The 20077-nt window shown below is 30.8% G+C and carries 19 protein-coding genes and 1 pseudogene; 15 read left to right on the top strand and 5 right to left on the bottom strand.

The features are described 5' to 3' along the window. Positions 1 to 9 precede the first annotated feature (9 nt). The 3 genes from DES33_RS05415 (at position 10) to DES33_RS05425 (ending at position 4173) form a co-directional block, all read left to right on the top strand. Positions 10 to 1347 (top strand): MATE family efflux transporter, encoded by a 1338-nt coding sequence (locus DES33_RS05415; RefSeq protein ID WP_110058323.1) that lies wholly within the window; start codon positions 10 to 12, stop codon positions 1345 to 1347. Between the two features lie 279 nt (positions 1348 to 1626). Beyond that, complete coding sequence (locus DES33_RS05420; protein WP_110058324.1) at positions 1627 to 1983, top strand: TetR/AcrR family transcriptional regulator; 357 nt, start codon at positions 1627 to 1629, stop codon at positions 1981 to 1983. A gap of 912 nt (positions 1984 to 2895) precedes the next feature. Beyond that, positions 2896 to 4173 carry an IS110 family RNA-guided transposase gene (locus DES33_RS05425; protein WP_110058325.1) on the top strand — a complete coding sequence of 426 codons (1278 nt, stop codon included), beginning with the start codon at positions 2896 to 2898 and terminating at the stop codon, positions 4171 to 4173. Between the two features lie 157 nt (positions 4174 to 4330). On the opposite strand, the gene DES33_RS05430 is transcribed toward DES33_RS05425, so the two are convergent. The 3 genes from DES33_RS05430 to ltrA all read right to left on the bottom strand — a co-directional run bounded on the left by DES33_RS05430 (position 4331) and on the right by ltrA (position 7460). After that, positions 4331 to 5686, bottom strand: a complete 1356-nt coding sequence (locus DES33_RS05430; protein ID WP_110058326.1) for a relaxase/mobilization nuclease domain-containing protein — start codon at positions 5684 to 5686, stop codon at positions 4331 to 4333. After that, positions 5686 to 6054, bottom strand: a complete 369-nt coding sequence (locus DES33_RS05435; protein WP_101540588.1) for a plasmid mobilization protein — start codon at positions 6052 to 6054, stop codon at positions 5686 to 5688. The genes DES33_RS05430 and DES33_RS05435 overlap by 1 nt, the downstream gene beginning before the upstream one ends. A gap of 125 nt (positions 6055 to 6179) precedes the next feature. Further along, positions 6180 to 7460 carry a group II intron reverse transcriptase/maturase gene (ltrA, locus tag DES33_RS05440; protein WP_110058327.1) on the bottom strand — a complete coding sequence of 427 codons (1281 nt, stop codon included), beginning with the start codon at positions 7458 to 7460 and terminating at the stop codon, positions 6180 to 6182. A gap of 672 nt (positions 7461 to 8132) precedes the next feature. Between ltrA and DES33_RS05445 the strand changes: the two genes are divergently transcribed. The 7 genes from DES33_RS05445 (at position 8133) to DES33_RS05475 (ending at position 15768) form a co-directional block, all read left to right on the top strand. Beyond that, positions 8133 to 8810 carry a response regulator transcription factor gene (locus DES33_RS05445; protein ID WP_110058328.1) on the top strand — a complete coding sequence of 226 codons (678 nt, stop codon included), beginning with the start codon at positions 8133 to 8135 and terminating at the stop codon, positions 8808 to 8810. Positions 8811 to 8850: 40 nt separating this feature from the next. After that, positions 8851 to 9930 carry a sensor histidine kinase gene (locus DES33_RS05450; protein ID WP_170111623.1) on the top strand — a complete coding sequence of 360 codons (1080 nt, stop codon included), beginning with the start codon at positions 8851 to 8853 and terminating at the stop codon, positions 9928 to 9930. Positions 9931 to 10041: 111 nt separating this feature from the next. Beyond that, positions 10042 to 11580: a radical SAM protein gene (locus DES33_RS05455; protein ID WP_019035149.1), complete on the top strand. Its 1539-nt coding sequence runs from the start codon at positions 10042 to 10044 to the stop codon at positions 11578 to 11580. 53 nt (positions 11581 to 11633) lie between these two features. Beyond that, positions 11634 to 11855 (top strand): Apre_1838 family putative sactipeptide bacteriocin, encoded by a 222-nt coding sequence (locus DES33_RS05460; RefSeq protein WP_019035150.1) that lies wholly within the window; start codon positions 11634 to 11636, stop codon positions 11853 to 11855. Between the two features lie 86 nt (positions 11856 to 11941). Continuing rightward, complete coding sequence (locus DES33_RS05465) at positions 11942 to 12814, top strand: ATP-binding cassette domain-containing protein (protein WP_019035151.1); 873 nt, start codon at positions 11942 to 11944, stop codon at positions 12812 to 12814. Further along, positions 12814 to 14022, top strand: a complete 1209-nt coding sequence (locus DES33_RS05470) for an ABC transporter permease (RefSeq protein WP_110058329.1) — start codon at positions 12814 to 12816, stop codon at positions 14020 to 14022. Before DES33_RS05465 ends, DES33_RS05470 begins: the two co-directional genes overlap by 1 nt. Before the next feature lie 15 nt (positions 14023 to 14037). Next, positions 14038 to 15768, top strand: a complete 1731-nt coding sequence (locus DES33_RS05475; protein ID WP_110058330.1) for an ATP-binding cassette domain-containing protein — start codon at positions 14038 to 14040, stop codon at positions 15766 to 15768. 81 nt (positions 15769 to 15849) lie between these two features. On the opposite strand, the gene DES33_RS05480 is transcribed toward DES33_RS05475, so the two are convergent. Both DES33_RS05480 and DES33_RS05485 read right to left on the bottom strand, forming a co-directional pair. Continuing rightward, the gene (locus DES33_RS05480; RefSeq protein ID WP_110058331.1) at positions 15850 to 16317 is read right to left on the bottom strand and encodes a conjugal transfer protein; all 468 of its coding nucleotides are present in this window, start codon (positions 16315 to 16317) and stop codon (positions 15850 to 15852) included. Continuing rightward, the gene (locus DES33_RS05485) at positions 16317 to 16718 is read right to left on the bottom strand and encodes a helix-turn-helix domain-containing protein (protein ID WP_170111624.1); all 402 of its coding nucleotides are present in this window, start codon (positions 16716 to 16718) and stop codon (positions 16317 to 16319) included. The genes DES33_RS05480 and DES33_RS05485 overlap by 1 nt, the downstream gene beginning before the upstream one ends. 287 nt (positions 16719 to 17005) lie before the next feature. On the opposite strand from DES33_RS05485, the gene DES33_RS05490 reads away from it, so the two are divergent. The 5 genes and pseudogenes from DES33_RS05490 to DES33_RS05510 form a co-directional block, all read left to right on the top strand. Next, positions 17006 to 17479, top strand: a complete 474-nt coding sequence (locus DES33_RS05490) for a sigma-70 family RNA polymerase sigma factor (protein ID WP_110058332.1) — start codon at positions 17006 to 17008, stop codon at positions 17477 to 17479. 462 nt (positions 17480 to 17941) lie between these two features. After that, on the top strand, positions 17942 to 18133 hold the full coding sequence (locus DES33_RS05495; RefSeq protein WP_019035163.1) for a DUF6462 family protein: 192 nt from the start codon (positions 17942 to 17944) through the stop codon (positions 18131 to 18133). Positions 18134 to 18200: 67 nt separating this feature from the next. Next, the gene (locus DES33_RS05500; protein ID WP_249033615.1) at positions 18201 to 18392 is read left to right on the top strand and encodes a CopG family transcriptional regulator; all 192 of its coding nucleotides are present in this window, start codon (positions 18201 to 18203) and stop codon (positions 18390 to 18392) included. A gap of 47 nt (positions 18393 to 18439) precedes the next feature. Continuing rightward, entirely contained in the window at positions 18440 to 19675 is a 1236-nt protein-coding gene (locus DES33_RS05505; protein ID WP_110058333.1) for a site-specific integrase, read from the top strand. Positions 19676 to 19832: 157 nt separating this feature from the next. Then, positions 19833 to 20077: pseudogene (locus DES33_RS05510) on the top strand (lysine--tRNA ligase); the annotation flags it as partial.

Here is a 20077-nt window from a genome sequence, read left to right on the forward strand (position 1 = left end):
AGTGACCTAATGAAGGAAAAAGAAGATAAATTATTAAAAGAAAAACCCTTTAAGCTTATGTTGGAGCTTTCAGTCCCTGCCATTATAGGTATGGTGATTATTGGCTTATATCCCTTAATGGATGGGATTTTTGCGGGACAAATTCTAGGAAATCAAGCAATGACAGCAGTCGGCATAGCTATGCCTATGACCTTTATTAACTCGGGTATATCTACGCTGATAGGAGTTGGTTCTGCATCAATACTGTCCAGAGCTATTGGACGTAAAGATCAACAAACAATAGATAAGATAATGAATAATCTCTTGTTTTGGGTGGTTTTATTATCAGCCATTGTTACTGTACTGGGACTTGTATTTACCGACCAGTTACTCTCTATTATGGGAGCAACACCAGACATACAGGCTCTTGCAGTAAGGTATATGAAAATTATTTTCATAGGCTCATTCTTTGTCAACTTTACACAAGCTTCTAATATGGTTATTCGTGGTGAAGGATTGATGAAAGATGCCATGATAATAATGGGAACAGGAGCTTTAATAAACATTATATTAGACCCTATTCTCATGAAAGCAATGGGTGATAAAGGAATAGAAGGAGCAGCAATTGCTACGGTTACTGCACAAATACTCCAAGCCATAATGACAATTTTCCACTTTAAAAAGAAAAGTAAGATTGTACAGATAAAGGGAATAAAAGCGGATAGAACACTTTATAAAGAGATGTTTGCTATTGGAGTATCTGCAATGTTAATGCAGGTATTATCTATCATACAACAGACTCTTTTATATAATTCCGCTTTTGCAAATGGTGGGGAAAGTGCTGGATCAATTATGGCCGCATCTCTTAGAGTATTCTCTTTCTCATTTATCCCATTATGGGGTATGAGCCAAGGTTTACAACCAGCGATAGGAGCGAACATTGGAGCTAAAAACTATGATAGGGTAAAAAGAGTATTTAAGGTATTCTCTCTAAGTTCAGTAGTATTAGCAGCTTTGTTTTGGATACCGTCCTTAATATTTTCAGAAAAGCTTCTAGGATTATTTGGGATAGAGGGACAAACTTTAATCCAAGGTATACCAAGTTTTAGAATTTTCTATAGTGTCTATATAACCTACGGAATTATGATTATGTGTATTACATTTTTCCAAGCTATAGGAGATGGAAAATCAGCAGGGCTACTCGTTATGCTGAGACAAATCATATTGTTTGTGCCTGCAATCTTTATACTTCCTAAATTGCTTGGACTTACAGGTGTATGGTTAGCCGAGCCAATCACAGACTTTATTGTTTTTGTATTAGGCGTTTGGAGATATAAAAAAACAGTAGCAAAGCTTCAACAGGAATAGTAATAACTGAGGAGGAAATAATGACAAGAAAAAATCTTATGATAGGAATAACGGCATTGGGACTTGTGTTAGTTTTGGCAGGTAAAAAGGTGATAGATTGCAAAAGAACGAGAGTTTAAGATAGATAAATTTTCTGAAAATATTAAAATCAATAGAACTTGGCAGAGAGTTTTTTCAGCCAAGTTTTATTTTAAATAAGAAAGAAGAAGAGGCAGATATGAAAAAAAGAAGACTAGATAAAAGTACAAAAAAACGAAAAATCTGTGAAGCTTCGAAAAAATGTTTGTAGAAAAGGGATTTAAAAATACTGTAATCACCGATATTATGAACGATTCAAGACTTTCTACTGGTGGCATATATCATCATTATAAAAGTACAGATGAAATCTTATATGACATCATCGAAGAAGACTACAAGAAACTAGAAGATTATTTAGATGAACTATTAAGCGTCAACAAAAATACCATGGAGCCTAAAAGGCTGGCAGAAATTATTGCCGAGAAGGTACTAGAAGGTATCGCCTACATTCCAATATACACGATGTTTTTGTGTGAACTTAATGAAAGCGAAAAATTAAAAAAATTGTTTTATGAATTAAAAAAGAAGACAATTCAAAAGCTTAGAGAATATATATAAGAAAGAAAAGCAATAAAACTCTTTCAGAAGGAGTTTTTAACTTTCCTATATATTTAATCAATTCTACTCTGCTTGGATGTGAAATTTTAGATGATAGATTAACTTTTATAGAAAAAAATGCGTTTTGAATAGCTTGGAACTCTATTTAAAAAAAGTAGAAAATTAAAAAACTTCTGAGAAGTAGTTTTCTATAACAACGTTTTATTTTTTCTATACTTTGTTACTTTTCGTAGAGAGTTTTATTGATTGAGCATTCCAACAATGCAAATGAATAATTATATTAAATAAACCGATAATTTGTTTGTGATTTTCAAGATATTAGATAATGAATAGTTAGCTACGCTGAGATAAGGAATTTTGTTTTACTATAAATATTCATACTTTTGGGAAATTTTTAAAAATATAACAATATTCGAAGGATGATAATTGTAAGGAAAAACTTAGCAATATTAATAACAGAATTAAGCCTTGCATTACAATTTTATTAGTGAAAAATAATATATCATAAAAGACTAAGTGTTTAGAAATTATACGAATAGGGTTTGGGAGAATCCCAAAAATTAATAAAACTTGGCAGAGAATTTTTTCTTGCCAAGTTTATTTTTTCGTAAGTGCATATGCACTTACTGTGCTTGCTCATATACTAATAGTATAAGAACAGCTTTAAGCATAGTTCTTAAAAATGAACCTAATCATCTATGATAAAATTATAGATATTAGGGATGAAATGGGATTGTTTTATGTGCTTGCTGGGTTTCCAATTTAGGAATTACTCATTTGGTAGACTCCACCCTCATTCCATTGCCTTTCATCTTTTCGGTTGGTTAGGTTCATTTATTGATTACCTGTATAACTCGTGAGCCTGTTGTGGTTTTGGATTAACAGGGCATCCCAAATTATAGGAGGTATATTATGTCAGAAAAAATTGTTGTAGGAATTGATGTGAGTAAAGCTTTCAGTGATATCTGTATTCTATCACCTAATAATGACATCATCAAAAGACTTAAAATTTCTAATGATATTACTGGTATGAGGTCGCTCATATATGTACTTGAAAAGGTAGAAGATGAGTACAAAGACAGAGCAGTAATTATCATGGAAGCTACTGCACACTATCATCAAATTTTAGCTAATTTTTTCCGTAAGCATAATTACGAAGTCATTGTAATTAATCCGATTCAAAGTGGAGCATTGAAAAATATCAATATCCGAAAAATTAAATCAGATAAAACAGATGCATATAATATAGCGTTGCTATATCGTATTAGGAATTACAACGAAACAATTACACACTCAGATACCGTTAACAGTATCAAAAAGCTTTGCAGACAGCATAAAGAATTGACGGATGAAATTGTGGAACACATCAACCGACTAATCGCTTTTTTAGATATTTCCTTTCCAGATTTCAAGAAAGTATTTGCGGATTTGCAAGGGAAAACACCTTTGTCTTTGCTTGAAAAATATCCTACTATACAGGAAGTCTTATCTCCTGAAAATAAGCAAGATATTATTCAACTGATAAAAGAAAATTCACATAAAAGCAGCTCCTATGCCGAAGCAAAATATGAAAAACTATTTAAAGCTGCTGAAAAATCTATTGAAGTTTGTATAGTAAGCCTTAGTTCAGCAGTACTTATTCAAACAACTGTGAGGGTTATTTTCAGTTTACAGGAAGCTTTGAAAGCAATTGATGATGAAATTAAAAGACTATCTCTTTTAGATGAAAAGTTTCATAAAGAAATAGTGCTTTTACAAAGTATTCCAGGCGTTGGAGAGTATACAGCATGTGTCGTTTTATCAGAACTTGGAGATATTTCCAATTTCTCGAAACCGAAAGAATTAGTTGCCTTCTTTGGATTGGATCCAGGAGTATCCCAAAGTGGAACATACAATAGGAAAAACAATAAAATCTCTAAAAGAGGATCACCTCATGTTCGCTCAATTCTCCATATGCTGGCTAAATCTAATGTGTATCCAAATCGCAACAGAGAGTATTTAAATCCTGTTATGCGAGCTTATTTTGAAAAGAAAATAGCTGAAAAACCATACAAAGTTGTAATGTGTGCAATAATGCGAAAGATGGTTCAAATTATTTTTGCTGTTCTCAGAAACCAAAAATCATTTGAATTAAGAACACCCGAAGAACATCAAAAACTAATTCGAGAAAAAAGTAAGTTAGTCGCATAAACTATTAAAAGTGTTGCCTCAAAAAATGAAAATATATGAGGTTTATTTGCTATGCACATTTTTAAGTTCTTCGACTGAAAAAATTTTCAAAAAAATTTTTAAAATAACTATTGACTTCCTTAGTTGGTCTACAAATGAGAGATTAGTAAAAGATGCTTCAGAACCTTTCCTTATTTATTTCCTGATATTGTTCAATAGTCTTCTTTAAAGAATAGCATTCGTTTATTTTAGCGTTTAGCACTTCATAATCCTTCATCTTTTTAGACTTGTCTGAAGATAATTTTTTAGACCTTTCTGAAAGAGAATGGATATTAAAATTAACTATCCCCTTTTCTAATAAATTTTTATAAGCCTTTTCATATAAGGTAATTTGATATTTATAGGTTTCATAAAAATCTTTATCGTTGGGATCAGACTGGTAGGCATCATAAGTTTTTTTGTAAATTTTTAAGAGATGGAGTTCTTCTACTACTTCTTTAATATCATCCATTTCCTTTTCAATTTTTTTGATTTCTATTAAGGTATTTTGTCTCTCTGACGCTTGATTTTGGATAAGACTTTCTAATTCGGAATAGTCCTTAATATTATTTTTTCTAAGTTCATTTAATGTTTCAGCAGTAAGTTTCATATTAAATCTATTAGCCCATACTTCATAGCCTATAGACTTTTTAACTTTGGGATTTTTATTTATGCTTACTAGGTTTCTATGTCTTAAAGATTTCTTTTCAAGATTATAAGTTGAATTATGAATTTTATTTTTATCAAGACTCTTGATACGCTTTTTGATTTCTTCTTCGGTATAATCAGGTCCAATGGTTTTTGATCTGGTAAATCTAGTTTGATTTTTGTGCTTAAAAGAGATATATTTCCCAAACTTAATTTCGTAGTTGAATGACTCCATAATCTTTAAAAAATTGTCATAAGAGTTTGACATTAAAACAGCCTTATCTATAGCTACTTGTAATTTATATTTCCAGGAATTACCTTTCTTAAATTCCATATACTCCTTATATGATTTACCTTTGGTAGAGTAAAGCTTTTTAAACTGTCTATACTCTTCATCAATAACACTGAGATGATATTTTTCACATAGCTCATCACTTATATTTCTAATTTGGTGATAAGACTTCTTATTACTTTGATAGGCCTTGCCAGTTTTGAAATTGACATTACTAAAAAGTATATGATTATGAATATGGCCCTTATCAATGTGAGTGGTTAGAACATATTCATATTCTCCTTTTAAAATTTCTTCACAAAGTTGTATTCCAATTTCATGAGCAAGATCTGGTGTAACTTCACCAGGAAGAAAAGCTTGTATTAAATGTCTTGCTAGGACTTTTGTTTTTGAATTACACTCAGCTCTAGTCTGCTCAAATTCTAAATGAGCAGTATCAGGATTGCACAAAAAAGAAGAGATTAAAATTTGTTCATCTGTTTTATCTTTATCCATTATATAATCCAAGGCCAAATTAAGGGTGGATTTAATAGGGTGTATTTTTGTAACCGCCATTATTTTTCCTCCAAAGATTTAGTGGAAGGGAAAGAGGTATTGAAGAGTTTCTTTCTCATCTCTATAATCATTTTATTTTGCTCTTTAAGTAATTTCTTTAAGTCGTCTATATCCTCTTTATAAATCATACCAGTTTGATTTGTGCGTTTAGCAATTTGATTAATTGATCCCGTAGTCCTACCTATAGAAGAAGACATTTCTCTAAAAGGATTCATATCCAAAACAAATATCTCTTTTTCTAGGATACATTTTAAAATAAATTGTCTTAGGGATTTACATTCTGACAACTTATATTTTTCATTCAAAATTTCTTTTTCTTCATCTGATAGCATGATATAAATACCATTAGGTCTTTCTCGATTTGTCATATAATCATCTCCTTATAAATTAGTTGTTTTTTTAATTCTTAAATTTCTATAGTAAATCGAATAGGGGCTAAGATCTAGCCCCTTTCACACCACCGTACGTGCCGTTCGGCATACGGCGGTTCAATTTAATTTACACATGACCTGCTTATGTAGTAATCATAAGGGTCAATTAAGCCTGTTTTACTTAATCTTTCTTTTGTGATTGCTCTTACTAAGCAGGTTTTTGTTGCTACAAAGTAGTATCTGTTTCCACAATAGGATGTTAATCTTGCTAGGTCTTTTACTATTCCCATTTTTCTTAACGCCCATTGTCTTTTCTTTGGTACTTTCCACATTTTCCAGCATATTATTCTGAGTCTGGTTCTTAGGTGCTCGCTAAAACTTTTTAGTTTGCTTTTCATGCTTGCTATTTTAAAGTAGTTTATCCAGCCTCTTATTACTTCATTTATCTTTTTGATTCTGTATTCTAGGGATACTGGCCATTTTCTTGTGGTTAGTTTCTTTATTTTATCCTTGAATCTTTTAAATGATGTTTCATGGACTCGTGCTTTCCATTGATTTGTTTTGTTGTCTTTCCAGTAGCCAAATCCAAGATATTTTATTTTGTTTGGTCTTGTTATTTTGCTTTTTTCTGCATTTACTTTTAAGCCAAGTTTGTTTTCTATGAATCTTGTTACTGAATGCATTACTCTTGTTGCTGCTGCTTTACTTCCTACAAATATTAGACAATCATCTGCATATCTTGTGTATCTAAGCTTTCTTGCTTCTAGCTCTTTGTCTAGTTTGTCTAGCATGATGTTGCTTAGGAGTGGTGATAGGTTTCCTCCCTGAGGCGTTCCTATTTCACTTTTTTCGTATATACCTTTGTTCATTATTCCCACTTTTAAGTATTTTCTGATTAGTGACTCTGTGTCTGGTGCTTTGATATGCTCATGGACTATGCTCATTAGTTTATCTTGTGGCACTTTGTCGAAGAATTTTTCTAGGTCTATGTCTACTACCCATTCAAATCCATCATTTAAGTATTCTAGGCTTTTGGTTATTGCCATTTGACAGTTTCTTCCTGGTCTGAAGCCATAGCTTGTTTCAGAAAATCTTTTATCTATTATTGGGGTTAGTACTTGTACGATTGCTTGTTGGATTATTCTGTCCATTACTGTTGGTATTCCGAGTTTTCTTTTTCCTCCGTTTGGTTTTGGGATTTCTACTCGGAGTACTGGTTGTGGTTTGTAGCGTCTTTCGATTATTTCTTGTCTTATCCTTGCCCAATTTTCTTTGATGTATTCATCTATTTCTTCTACACTTATTCCGTCTGTTCCAGCTGCTCCTTTATTGGAGATAACTTTTACTTTGGCTTGGTGCATATTTTCTGGGTTTAGGATTTGATTTATTAAATTATCTTCCATGTGTGCACTTGCTCCTTTCCGCTTACATAACTTTTTCTTAGGTGTGAGATTTTGAGTTCATTTACGTTTCTTCTACTTTCTCTGTCAGATTTGTTATGCTACATACATTTTGCTTATGCTGTTAAATTGTTCGGTCCTTCGGTGTTTCCACCTACTATGACTTCTGCTGACTTCTCATAGTTCGTTGTTACTACTGCGTCGTCTATGAGACCTCACGGGATAAGTCCTAATACTTTCATCGTTTACTTGCAGAATTTACGCTTTGGGTTTACGGTTACCTTTTGGGTCTTTGCTATCTCTTGCTAGCTTGCCCACCTGTTACGCCTTATATTCTGTTTCTGTTCGTCAAGCCACGATTTCGCTACCCGTTCTTCTCTCCTAGATGTCGCCACCTAAAACTTCGGGGTCGCTATTAGATTCGTTGGTAACTACGCTCTGTAGGGAATTTCACCCCAGCCTTAGGACATGCCCGTCATACAAGAAAACAGAGCAACCATAGATTTGGCTGCTCTGCTTTTAAATGTGACTGTTTTTTTTCAATCCTCAGCTATATTAGATTATAATATCTTTTCTTTTATATTACCAGTTAACAAATCATGTTTAAAAACAAATTGAAAAATAGTATAATTGTAACTAATAATAAGCAAGAAAAAATTTTGGCGGTGATTAACAATGAGTAAAATAGCGATTATAGATGATGATATTTCAATCGTTGAACTTCTAACAGCCTGTTTAGTACGTGAAGATTATGAAGTTGTATCTTTTGTAGATTCGAAAAAAGGATTGGAATATCTATTAAGAAATCCTGTAGATGGCCTTATTTTGGACATCATGATGCCACAAGTAGACGGACTATCTATTCTAAAAATTTTAAAAGAAAAATATGACTATCCTATTATCTTACTTACAGCTAAAACAGAACAAAATGACGTTTTGACAGGATTATATTCTGGAGCAAGTGATTATGTAAAAAAACCTTTTGACATAGCCGAATTGGTACAAAGGTTAAAAATTCATTTGATGAATAAAGAAGTTCACGAAAACGTGCTACAATCAATCACTTATAGAAATTTAAACATAAATGAATCCACTCATGAATTTTCAATCAATAATCATTGCCTTTGTCTTACTCCTATAGAGTTTAAAATCATGAAGATATTGATGGAGAAAACAAACCAAATTATTTCCTCTGAAAATATTTTTGAAAGTGTATGGGGGGAAGAGTATCTTGAAAAAGACTCAAATACTGTGAGTGTGCATATTAGAAACATAAGAACAAAAATAAAACAATTAGGAGAGGATTGTAGTTTTTTAAAAACTATATGGGGAGTAGGGTATAAAATTGAATAAGAAAAAATGGTTAAAAAAATTAGCAATAATTATCTTTGTAATGTCAATAATAATTATTATTTTGAAAGCGATTAATTATACAGCATCATTTGAATTAGGAAATAAATTTATAAGCATATATATGAAGGATTCTTATGTTAATGATAATATTGAAGGAATTAGTGGAATTCTTTTATGGGGTAAGCTAAAATCTGATATTTTAATTTTTATTTGCCTAATTCTTATTATATTAGTTTTAACATATATAATAACAGGCTATTTTATAGAAAAGAACACAAAATTAAATATTGAAAAAAATTGTATAAGGATTATGAAATGTTATATTAATCATATAGATTTGTCAGAAGAAGATAAAAGAGAGGAGTTCTATGAAGCTCTTACTGAATTGAGCACAAAATACTTAATAGTAAATAGATATAGTAACAATTACTTAATTAAAGATGAAATGATTGCTGATTTTGCACACGATATTAGAACACCCTTATCATCAATCATAGGATTCTTGACTCTTATAAAAAATGATAATGATATGTCTGAAAAATCACGTGATAAATATATAAACACTTTGTTAGAAAAATCTTACGAAGTACAATCACAACTAGAAGATTTATTTTATATCTCAAAATATAATTTTGAACATAAAAACAAATCTAAAAAAGAAGAGAATTTAAAATTATTCTTAGATCAAATTTCAGACGAATTATATCCAGAGTACTCAAACAAAGGTCTAATTATTGATATAAATGTGGATGATAGTATTAGAATAATAGCAAATCTAGAAGAACTGGCGAAAGCATTAGTAAATATTATTACTAATGCAGTGAAGTATACAAAAGAATTTTCGACTATTAAAATTAAAGCAAAAATTACTGATGGATTACTGAATATAGAGATATCAAATAAATCTGAATATATTTCTGAAAAAGATTTAAGTAGAGTGTTTAATAGATTTTATAGAGTAGACCAATCTAGAAATCCCAATATAGGCGGAAGTGGTCTTGGTTTAGCTATTAGTAAAGCTATAATTGAAAATATGGGTGGAACAATTAAAGCAGAATATCAAGGTGGAAACTTTATAATAAAAATTTTCCTACCAAATTTAATATCTTGCGACTACTAAAACTTCATAAAATATTCATTTTTTCTTGCGGATTTATGAACAAACGTCTTCATGCAAAGTTATATAATAATTTATAACAAGCATGGAGATTTTTTATATTAGGAGGCAGCAATGATAAAGGAAGACATATTGAATAAAATTAAAAGTAAAATTCAATGTAGGAACTATAAACGATTAGGCCGCTGCTTTGAAAGCAATAATAAAAAATATTTTTATGACTTAGGTACTGGGAAAATATTTCTAGTCGAGCCTGAAGTATTTGATTTATTAAATTTAATTCTTGATAATAAATGGGATGAAGCTGTAAAAATTAGTAGTCAGTCGAAATCAGACGTTTACGAATCTATTATTAACGAAAATATATTACTAGCTCCAGAATTAAATTCTTATATAGGAGTTCAGATTAGCGATTTGGAAAATCAACTACTTAGAAACAGGGCTCAAATCACTCTTGAATTAACTGAAAAGTGTAATATGAGATGTAAGTATTGCATTTATCAGGAAGGGCAGGGTGGATATAGAGAATTTGGAAATCATGATATGACTTTTGAAGTCGCAAAATTAGCAATAGATGATTTAATCGAACACAGTCAAGATGAAAAGGTGATTTTTGTAAGCTTTTATGGCGGCGAGCCACTTTTAAAGTTTGATTTATTGAAACAATGTATAGATTATTGTGAAACAATTAAGGGGAAAAATATATCTTACGCTTTGACCACTAACGGAACACTAGTGGATAGAGATATGGCTAACTATTTTTCAAGGTTAGGAGAAAGAATACATATTACCATAAGTTTGGATGGTCCTAAATATATGAATGATAAATACAGAGTTTATGGTGATGGCAAGGGAACATTTGATGATGCTGTAAGGGGAGCAAAACTGATTATAAATGAATTTAGCAAAAATGGAAGTAAATTATCTTTAGGAATAAATTCAGTTTTACCAGAATATCATGAACATGACTTGAACAGTATAGAGCATTATTTTGAAAGTCAAGAATGGTTACCAAGTGATGTAGTCTTCACATCTTCTTTTGTTGCAACCAAGGATAAAGAAATGGATTATTTAGGTATCGATAGTCCTATTGAAGAAGAAATAATTTGCAACAGTAAAAAAATCAAAGGATACTTTGATCCGTTATTTGACTGGGCAAGTCCTAGTGAAAATGAGAATATTACATCAAAAATAATAGCCAAGGATAATGTTATTAAAGAGCTAGCAATGATACATCGAAGGTTGTTATTTGATAGTCCTATGGAGTCTTATTATATGTGCGGATGTTGTGTACCAGGAGCAAGAAGGGTGTATGTTACAACAAAAGGAGAATATTTAATATGCGAGAAACTTGGAGAAGCACCAGACATAGGAAATGTTTATGAAGGTTTAGATTTAGGCAAAATAAAAAAACATTATGTAACAGATTATTGTGAGCAAACTATTCCATATTGCAATGATTGTTGGGCGGTGCATTTATGTGGGATGTGCTATATGAATTGTTATGATCATGAAGGTATAAATCTAAAATTAAGGCACAGTAAGTGCATAATGAATAGGATATATATAGAAAAAAATCTTGAATTATATCATAAAATCTTAGAATTAAATTCAGAAGCTTTATCAATATTGGATGATTATGACTTTAGTTAAGTCAATAATCATAAATTGTAATTGGAAAAACTAAAATATGAGGAGGTGAGACAATGAAACTAGTAAATCCATTAGGAAGAAAACCTAGCGAAGTTTTTGACAATGGCGGTGCAACTCCAATGGCTTGTATGTGTTCAGGAGAAAAAGCGTACGCTACAGCAAGAGGTACAGACAAGTGTTTCAAGTGCGGATGTTCTTGTTCTTCTACTAAATATAGTGCTAATAATTCAAAAAAATCATTTTGGACTATAAGAGGATCTGGAGATATAGAGTAGTTGTAACTTAATAGGAAAAAAACAGATATCAGCAAGCCATTATCAAAATTTTTTGCTATTGCTTGCTGATATTTTTAGGTGAAAATATGAATTTAAAAAAAATATCAAAACAATACGGTAAAAAGACAGTCTTAAAAGAGATAAATACGGAAATAGGACATGGAATCTATGGTTTGTTAGGAGCTAATGGGGCAGGTAAAAGCACCTTAATGAAAATTATGATTGGGGAGGTAAAAGAAAGTTCAGGAAAAATTATTTATGAAAATGAAAATAATAGCCAGGAGAGCTTTTTCTCTACTTTAGGCTATCTTCCTCAAAATTTCAGAGCACCAAAAGAAATGAAAGTATTTGATTATTTACGATATATAGCTGTATATAAAGGGATTAAGGATGAAAAGATAAAAGCAAACATTCAAGAGCTTTGTCAAGATTTAAACCTAAGCGAATACATTCAAAATAGGATTGGAGACCTTTCAGGGGGAACTTTGCAAAGAGTGGGTATAGCTCAAGCTTTCTTGGGAAACCCAAGTTTTATTATCCTAGATGAACCATCAAGTGGCTTAGATATAAGCGAGAGAAGAAATCTTAAAGAGTTTATTTCGAGAAAATCTAGAGATAAATCCATTATTATTTCAACTCATATAATATCGGATATTGAGTACATTGTAGATCATCTTTTAATTATTAAAGCAGGAAGAATTTTACAAGATATTAGCTATAAGGAAGCTATTAAGTCTTTAGATGGATGTGTATGGGAAGATTATTTAAATAATGAACAGATAACACATGGAGAAAAATTAATTCAATCCATGGGTGGTGTTACTACAAATCTTGATAGAGAAGATAATAGTCGAAATCACATTCGATATGTTGGAAAAGAAAAATTAACGAACAATTCCGTTTATAAAGAGCCTGAACTGAATGATTTTTATCTATGGACAATAGAAGGGGGCAGATAATGAAAACTTTAAAATTGGAATTAAAAAACATATTTTGTAAAAAGATCAATCTGCTCTTTTTAGTATTTGTACTAGGAATAGGCATAGTAACGGCTTTCTTCTTTTTAAAGGGAGTCAGTGCAGATAAAGTTTTAGAAGATGGAAGCATACAAATTGTAAAAGGCAAAGAAGCCATTGAACTTATTAATGAATATGATAAAGAGATTGCAGGAGAGATAACAGAAGATAAGCTTATGATGGCTAGGGATATCTTTAACAGCACTTGGGACTCAGAGAAAGAAAAAAGAAACATAACAAAAGAACTTCTAGAAATAGAAAGTTTAATAGGTCCTATGGACTCTTTACGCTTTCCCATTAAAGATAAAATGACCATCGTAAAATGGGATGATGTAGACATACCTATTGAATATGCCAGAGACTACTATAGCCTTCGTCAAGATATGCTTAAGAAATATACGGATGATATAAAGGATCAAAAAATAGTTGAGAAAATTTGGAAGATGGAGGAGAAAGTAGACAAACCCTTTGTTATGGGGATTAATCACAATGTTTGGGGAGACAGCATTGAATGGCTTTCCATGCTGATCATTATCTGTCTCATTCTTATTATCTTTGTTTCCGCCACAATTTTTACAGAGGCGAAGGAAAATGGATTGTATGAGATTGTGGCAAGGACAGCTTTAGGACAAAAGAAGTTTCACTCTTCTAAACTAATAGCAGGCACTATTTTCAATGCACTAATCTATCTTTTAATGATGCTTTCATATTTAGCTATAGTATATCTAGCATTAGGTGGAGATGGATTAAAGACAAGCTTCCAAATTGACATGGCTTTTTCTCCAGGAAATTTAACTTATAAAAAGGTTATTCTAATTCAAATAATTGGGGGATTTATTGGTAGTTTAGCTTTGGGATCTTTAGCCATGCTGGTCTCTTCAAAATCAAAGAAATCAAAAATAGCTTTAACGATTATGATATCAAGTTTTGCAATTTATGGATTACTAGCTATTTTCATAAGGCCAGAATCAAAATTAATTCAATATATTATGAACCTAAGTCCCTGTGGTATAAGCCAAGTGTTTTTCCAACTACCATTTCCTAATTATATCCATTTAGGGTTGGTAATGTGGTTGCCTTATGTCATGTTAATATTTGGATTAGTACAATTAATTATATATGACTATTTAACGGTCAAATTAAATAGATAATGATGTGTAAATGATATGATAAAGACACTTTGTAGGTCACTAGCAACAGTATTTAGCAACTCTAAACTTTTATTTATTTTAAACTTTATTATTATAATTATTTCTGGAATAATTTCTGGAATTAATGTCTATTCAATCCAACAATTAGTAAATGGAATACAAGATGCGATAATTAAAGGGACGAGTATAAGTAAAAACATAATGTTGTTTATCAGCGTTAATCTGATAATTATTATTGTGCAAAATATTAGATCTTACACTAATCAAATGATTGCTATTAATCTCGATTATAACTTGGATAATGAATACTTAATAAAATGTTCAACCTTAGACCTTAAAGATTTTGAAAATGAAGATGTATATACTACCATAACAAAGGCCTATAGCTTAGGAAAATTAAAAGTTCAAGATATCTATTTTAATTTTTTGCAGCTGGTTGAAAGTATAATCTCAATGATTTCAGTTATTTTTGCTGTTAGGTCTATAGATAGTTATCTTTTAGGGGTTATCATTATAATTCCAATATTTTCTACTATTTCAAGTATTAAGATTGGAAAATATGCTTATGATAAAGAAAAAGAAAATATTAAGCATCAAAGGAAGAGCGATTATTTTAGCTATTTATTGACAAATAATATTGCTATCAAAGAAATCATCAGCTTTAATATTGCTAACTATTTAATAGAAAAGTTTAAAAGGCACAAAGACATTGTAAAGAACACCAATAAATCTATATTAAAATTGCACATTACAAAAAATATATTAGTTTCGATTTTAGAAATTACAATCAAAGTATTTTTGATAGTTACAGTTATTATCAAATCTATCAATAATAATGGAAAAATTGGTAACATAATGGGATATATTTATTCATTAGATTTAATTGAGAACAAACTCAACAATCTACTTTCTAGCATCACAGAAATATATAAGAGCAAATTATATGTGGACAATTATTATGAATTTCTAGACACAAATGTTGGCAATGTTTGCAAAGGAAAGAATCTAGTTTACAAAAAAATAGCTAGCATAGAAATTAAAAACTTATCATTTGGATATAATGGGTTAAAAAAAGATTTATCTAATATAGATTTAAATATAAAAAAGGACAGACCAATTGTAATTTTAGGAACAAATGGTTCTGGCAAAAGCACATTAATCAAAATATTAGCTGGTTTATATGATGATTTTGAAGGAGAGATTTTTGTTAATGGTATGTCGTTAAGAAAAATTAATAAAAACAATTATAGAGAAAAAATTACTGTAATATTTCAAGATTTCAACCAATACGAGCTTTCTCTAAGGGAAAATATTGCTTTTTCAAAGATAAGTCATATAAATAATAGTAAAAAAATCAGTAGAGCTATAAACAAAGTAGGGTTGAGTGATGTAGTGGATAGTTTTGAACATAGACTAGACACACAAATGGGATGCTGGTTTGGAGGTAGAGAATTGTCAAAGGGCCAATGGCAAAGAATAGCACTAGCAAGAGTATTATTCAGAGATGCGGACATTGTAATATTAGATGAACCAACCTCAGCACTTGATCCAATAATTGAAAAAGAAATTTTTTCTTTGATTAATGATATAGCTAAAGATAAAATATTGATATTAGTTACTCACAGGGTTGAAAACATAAAAAAATATGATCCATGGTATGTCTTTATGGAAAAAGGAAGAATAGTGAATCAAGGGCTATATGAAGATATAAAAGATACTTCTGCATATAAGAAACTTACTGTATAATATATAATGATAAAAAATAAAAGCAAGATTGATGAAACACTTCGAATCATACTTGGAGAATTGGTGATTATTGCGAGATAACTATTCTAAACACTCTTCTCTTTTTCTCCAGGGGAATATTGCAAGAACACCAATCAAAATATAATTAACAATGTTATTAAGTGTTTCATTATTCAAGAGTGGAATAAAATATTTATCTCCACCTCGTATAGCAACAATCAGAAGACAATATACAGTCATTACTCCTAGATAAGAGATGATAAAATTTAGTATACTGCCTAACAGCGGAAATAATGAATAAATTTTATTGAATATAAAGGTATAGACAGCAGCCGCAACAAGTCCTGACAATATATCCCAGAAATAAACAAAGTAACCAGAACTATGAATGATGGAGAAATGATTATGCACAAGATAAGCAATAAAAACAAAGATCACTAATTTATCTAAAGCAAAAACAGCAAATTTAGCAATAGACATACCAACAGTAAGCCAAAAGAAAAAGTATAAAATTGGCAATGCAACCAACAATAAATAAACTAAAAACATTAAAATTCACCTTCTTTCTCAAACTTATAATTTATCAATTTAATATTCAGATACATTTTTTCAACTTTTTCCTCCAAAAATAATCTCTCTTTCATAGAGAGATTATTTGCTTTAAAAACAAAATACAAATCAGAAACGGCATCTAATCCTTTAGTAACAGATTCTTTTGCCTGAATTGCCTTTTCTATATCATCATCATTCGAAATACCTAACAACAAATAATCCAATGAAACAGAAAACACCTTTGTGAGTTCTAAATAAACCCTTAAGTCCCTAGGAATACTTTCCCCTTTTTCCCAAGAAATATAACTTCTGTTAGATACCCTTAGCCGTTTAGAAAGTTCCTCTTGGGTCAATCCCTTTTCAGATCTCAATAATTTAATCTTTTCGTGGAATTTCAAAATACCTCTCCTCTTACCATTTAAATAAATAATAACTTCTATTATAATAAAAATATGAAGTAAAAGCTATAAAAATATAAAAAAACATGAATTAAAAGCAAGTTTATATGCAGCTCGACGCAGAAGCGTTTAGAAAAGCTGTCAAGGGCATGCATCACTTTCTAAAAGATAGGCGACGAGTCTATCTTTTTTTTGCTAAAAGGGAAGTGAGTATGTCATATATCAGAGGCCCTCCTCAAGCTATCTATTGATAACAATTACTAATATCAAGGCCTGAAGGAGGAAAAATGAATACGAATAATAAAAATGGATATTACCATGGAAAATACTATATAGAGGGTAAAGAAGTGGAACTTCCTGATAATATAAAGGAAATTTTTGAAGAAGCAAGAAAGGCTGAACAAAGAATATTAAGACAAGAAAGAAGGTATGGTGTTTACTCATCGTCAAACTATATGCTAAAGAGTAGTGAACAAAATGGAAGCCCGCAGGAAGACTACATTGAAAGTTTAGAAGATAAGACATCCAATATAGAAGAAAAAATCTTGAAGAATGAAGAAATTTTGAGGGTCAAAGAATCGTTTTCAGAGCTAGATAAAGAAGAATTAAGGCTAATTAAACTTCTTATAGAAAAAGAATTGACTGAAAGAGAGATAGGAAAAATCTTAGGAATTTCTCAAGTAGCAGTTAATAAAAGAAAACATAAGGTTTTTGACAAATTAAGGACTCTCTTAAAAGATTTAATGACAACATTTATGTAAGTTTAGAAACAATCCCCATGAAAAAAATGGGGATTATTTTTTATTTAAATATCTTTATAAATTTGGTTATCAAACCACTCTTTTCTGTCCCTATATATAAGGGGGTAAATTTTACTTTCCTTTAAACATAAATTGAACCATGACAACTTAATAGACCAATACAGGACGTTAACTACTTGTGGAGCCTTATAAGATTTTCGCCAAGACTTTTCTGCTGAGGTAGAACTCGGTTTAAATGAATACTCTGCTGATACCAGAAGGATAAAAGGAAACGAGCGATAAAAGAGATTATAGATTCAGCTTTGGCAACTGATGCTTTGATACAAGTAGGGATAATGATACTTCTAAAGTTGTTGCCGGCCCATCTAGAAAAGGGGCGGTGGTGAAATTCCAATGTCGTGGCCTACACGCCTGTCAATGTCAAAAAACTTATATTTAATTTAATAAAATAAGGAGGCTTTCGTGAAAAATAAACATAATGATAAAAAGTTTGTTAGATATAAAGAAGGTGCAGAACTTTATTCAATGAGTCAAAGTAAATTTGAAGAATTAGCAAAAGAAGCGGGAGCTGTCTATAAGCTAAATAAAATTGTTCTTGTAAACTGTGAAATACTAAATGAATACTTAGAAACATTCAGGTTACCAGGTATATAAAAGATAATTTGGAAAGGGGGTTTATGATTGACAAAGTGTCGGACAAAAAGTATAATATAGATAAGTTATGAGAATAGAAAAGGAGGAAAACTTGGTAAAAACAGGAAGACCAAAAATTAAAAATCCAAGTACGAAACGAGTTACAGTAAGATTTACAGAAGAAGAATACTTGGAACTGAAGAAGTATATAAAATCTCATAATTTATCCCTTACTCAAGCAGTAAAAAAAGGTTTGACTTTATTGTACAAAGAACAATAAACTGGCATTTTGCATGAAATCTCTTTTCAAAAGGAAGGAGATCATGAATGGTAGCTAGAAAAGATAATAAAGGAAGAGCTTTAAGGAAGGGCGAAACTTATAGAGAAAGTGACAATAGATATTCATATTCTTATAAAGACATATATGGAAAAAGAAAATTTATCTATGCAAAGGATCTAAAAAAACTTCGTGAACGTGAGGCAATTCTCTTCAAAGACCAGTTAGATGGTCTAGATGTATATGTTGCTGGCAAAGCAAAACTTAATTTTGTATTTGATAGATATATTTCTACAAAAACAGAACTAAGAGAAACCACTTATACAAACTATGTCTATATGTATGATAGATTCATAAGAGATGGGTTTGGTGAAAATAAAATTGGAGACATAAAATATTCCGATGTTCTTTATTTTTATTATGACCTTATCAATAATAAGGGTTTACAAATCAACTCATTAGAAACGATTCATACAATTTTACATCCTACCTTTCAGTTAGCGGTTAGAGATGAAATCATTAGAAATAATCCCAGCGATGGCGTTATGGCTGAAATAAAAAAGAAAAGTAAGGACAAAAAGAAAACCAGGCATGCTTTAACAGTAGAGCAACAAAGGGCTTTTATGAATTATATTGCAGAAAGCCCAGTATATAACAACTGGAACTTAATCTTTACAGTTTTATTAGGTACGGGATGTAGGATAGGAGAAGTAGTTGGACTTAGATGGTCTGATGTAGATTTTGAAAATAGGACTATAGACATTAATCATAGTATGACTTATTATCCAAGAAAAAAAGATACTTATAAGTGCGAGTTTAAGGTATCTTTACCTAAAACGGAAGCAGGAATAAGAGTTATACCGATGATGGAGCCAGTGTATGAAGTCTTGAAGGAAGAATATGATAAAAGAAAAAAAGAAGGTTTTTGTCCGGTAGTGGTAGATGGGATGACTGGATTTATCTTTATAAATCGTTTTGGAATGATTCACAATCCAGCATCAATTAATAGAGCTATAAGAAGGATATATGAGTCATACAATGCAGAAGAGATAGTAAAGGCAAAAAAGGAAAAAAGAGAACCTTTGTTAATTCCTCACTTTTCCTGCCATCATTTGAGGCATACATTTTGCTCAAGATTTTGTGAAAGCGAGACGAATATAAAAGTTATTCAACAAATTATGGGACATGCTAGTGTAGAAACTACAATGGATATATATGCTGAAGTAAATGATGGGAAATTGCAAGAATCCATGGAGGCGTTAGCCAGGAATCTAGATGTGTTTTAAATCATGAATTTCGAAAGACCACACAAAAACTAAGGACAACAAAAAAGACAACAAAATCTTCATTAATACTAAGCAATGGCACTGGACAATACTTTTACTAAATGGCTATATTATGGGATAAACTGGAACTTTAAGGAATGGTACGTTATCCGAGAAACTATTCCCAACAATGAAGCCAATAGGCTTAGAAAAGGCAGAAAATGGGGGTTTGTCAAAAGAAACTTACGAAACTTACGACAAACTTACGACAGAAGAAATTGACCTTTCAAAAGTGAAAGTTGAACCATTATTTGAAGATATGGTAGACTTTGAAACTTTCTCAAAATCTGATTTTAGAGTTGTAAAGGTTAAAAACTGCGAAGAAGTTCCTAAGTCAAAAAAACTTTTGAAATTTACATTAGA

Source organism: Finegoldia magna, assembly GCF_003182075.1.
GTDB classification, from domain to species: Bacteria; Bacillota; Clostridia; order Tissierellales; family Peptoniphilaceae; genus Finegoldia; species Finegoldia magna.